2 protein-coding genes and 1 pseudogene are annotated in these 2,220 nt (G+C 66.1%); all 3 read left to right on the top strand.

Annotated features, from left to right (window positions below; genetic code table 11):
- Positions 1-147 (top strand): annotated as a pseudogene (locus tag EOA33_RS41605) (sugar ABC transporter ATP-binding protein); the annotation flags it as partial.
- A complete protein-coding gene (locus EOA33_RS33010) occupies positions 147-1,220 on the top strand; it encodes an ABC transporter permease (protein ID WP_245482512.1) in 1,074 nt (357 codons plus the stop codon). The pseudogene EOA33_RS41605 and the gene EOA33_RS33010, both read left to right, overlap by 1 nt.
- Before the next feature lie 78 nt (positions 1,221-1,298).
- Positions 1,299-2,220, top strand: a 922-nt coding sequence (locus EOA33_RS33005) for a substrate-binding domain-containing protein (protein ID WP_127407524.1), incomplete at its 3' end; no start/stop codon positions are given.

Genomic DNA, 2,220 nt, shown 5'->3' with positions numbered 1-2,220 from the left:
ATATTGGTCGCCTCCAGCGAGATGCCGGAGCTGATTGGACTTTGCGACCGCATCGTGGTGCTGCGCCAGGGGCGCAACGTGGCGGAATTCATTGGCGGCGTCGACGAGCACACCGTGCTTGCCGCGGCAAACGGCAGGGAGGCCTGATGTCGGACCAGAAGATTTCGGTGGCGGCGAGCCCGGCAGCTTCAAGCCCTTCGGTACCCGCTGCTCCTGCGGCGAGGCGCGTCGATCCGCTGGCGATCATCGTGCGCTTCCAGAGCCTGATCGGCCTGGTGCTGGTGGCGATCGGCGGCGTCATCTTCTCGCCCAGGCGCCATGGCGAGATCTTGTTCCTCAACCCCGACAACATCGCCAACATCGTGCGCGCCGTGTCAGAGACCGGCATCATCGCCATCGGCATGACCTTCGTCATCATCACCGCCGGCATCGACCTCTCGGTCGGCGCGGTGCTCGGTCTCTCCGCCGTGGTGACCGCGACCATGATGATCTCCGGCGGCTTCGGCCTCATTGCCACCATCCTCGCCGTGCTCGTCATGGGCGTCGTCTTTGGCATCGTGCAGGGCACCATCTCCACCCGCTTCCGGCTGGAGCCGTTCATCGTTACGCTGGCCGGCCTGCAGGCGGCGCGCGGCCTGGCGCTCATCGTTTCCGGCAACCAGTACATCAACATCTCCTATGGCGACGGGCCGGGACTGGCGCCGCCGGTGTTCGCGGTGCTGGGCGAGCGGCTGTTCGACAACACCGTGCCGGTGGCGACCATCGTCTTCATCGCCTTTGCCGCGATCGCCACGGTGGTGCTCAATACCACGCGTTTCGGCCGCTACGTCTTTGCCGTCGGCGGCAACGAGCGCGCCGCGCGCATTTCCGGCGTGCCGGTGTCGATGGTGAAGATCTCGGTCTATGCCATCACCGGCTTTGCCTCCGCACTTGCCGGCATCGTGCATGCCGGCCAGTTCAACTTCGGCAGCGCCAATGACGGCATGGGCTATGAGCTGACGGCGATTGCCGCCGTCGTCATTGGCGGCACCAGCCTGTTCGGCGGCGCCGGCTCGATGGTCGGCACCGTCGCCGGCACCATCATGCTCGGCGCGCTCGCCAACATCCTTCAGCTCAACAACATCACCCCCGCCACGCAGCTGCTCGCGACCGCCGCGATCATCGTGCTGGCGGCAGTGCTCCAATCCCTCGTTCGCCGCCGCGAGGGATTGGGCAGGTAGGAGGCGGGCGGCAAGCATACCCCCGAGACTGAAACCAAAGGTCTGTCCGCCCCCGGCCAGACGAGGAGGAGAGTGAGCATGAAAACCACACTGAGAGGATCGAAGCGTGCCCTCAAGGCCGCGCTTCTGGCAGGCGCCGGCCTGTGTATCGCCGGCAGCGCACAGGCCGCCGAGCCGCTGGTCAAGGCCTGCGCCAAGGACGGTCAGTTCGTCATCGGCTTTTCGCAGGCCAACAACGCCGAACCCTATCGCCAGCACGTCAATGACGAACTGACGGCCGCGGCCAAGGACGTTCCGCAGTTCACGCTGCAGATCGCCGACGGCGCCGGCAACGTCAACACGCAGACCTCGCAGGTCGACAACTTCATCACCCAGAAGGTTGATATCCTGCTGATCTCGCCCTTCGAAGCAGCGCCGCTGACGCCGGCCGTGAAGCGCGCCATGGATGCCGGCATTCCGGTGATCGAGCTCGACCGCAAGACCGTCGGCGACCCGGGCAAGGACTACACGGCCTTCATCGGCGGCGACAATTACAAGATCGCGCTCGAAGCCGGGAAATACACCGCAAAGACGCTGCTGCCCGACGGTGGCGAGACGGCGGTGCTGGAAGGCCTGCCGAGCTCGACGCCGGCGGTGGAGCGCCTCAACGGCTTCAAGGACGGCGTGAAGGAGAACGCCAAGATCCAGGTCGTCGCCGAGCAGGCCGCCGACTGGGTTCCGGATAAAGCCCAGACCGCCTTTGCCGCCATGCTGCAGGCGCATCCCGACATCAAGGTGCTCTACGCCTCGAACGACATGATGGCGGCCGCCGCGCTGCTGGCTGCCAAGGGCGCCGGCAAGGACGTCAAGATCATCGGCACCGACGGCCTGCCCGGTCCGGCCGGCGGCATCGAGGCCGTCGCCAAGGGCGACTGGGCGGCGACCTTCACGTATCCGACCGGCGCCAAGGAAGCGATCGAGATGTCGAAGAAGATCCTGCTCGACTGCGCGACCTCGGTGG

The organism is Mesorhizobium sp. M4A.F.Ca.ET.050.02.1.1 (genome assembly GCF_003997725.1).
Taxonomy (GTDB): Bacteria; Pseudomonadota; Alphaproteobacteria; order Rhizobiales; family Rhizobiaceae; genus Mesorhizobium.
Note: the sequence above shows the minus strand (reverse complement) of the source record. Positions and strands in the feature narration are given on the sequence as shown.

Coding starts and splice junctions, on each gene's coding strand:
- EOA33_RS33010 (WP_245482512.1), top strand. CDS start 147: ATGTCGGACCAGAAGATTTCGGTGGCGGCGAGCCCGGCAGCTTCAAGC.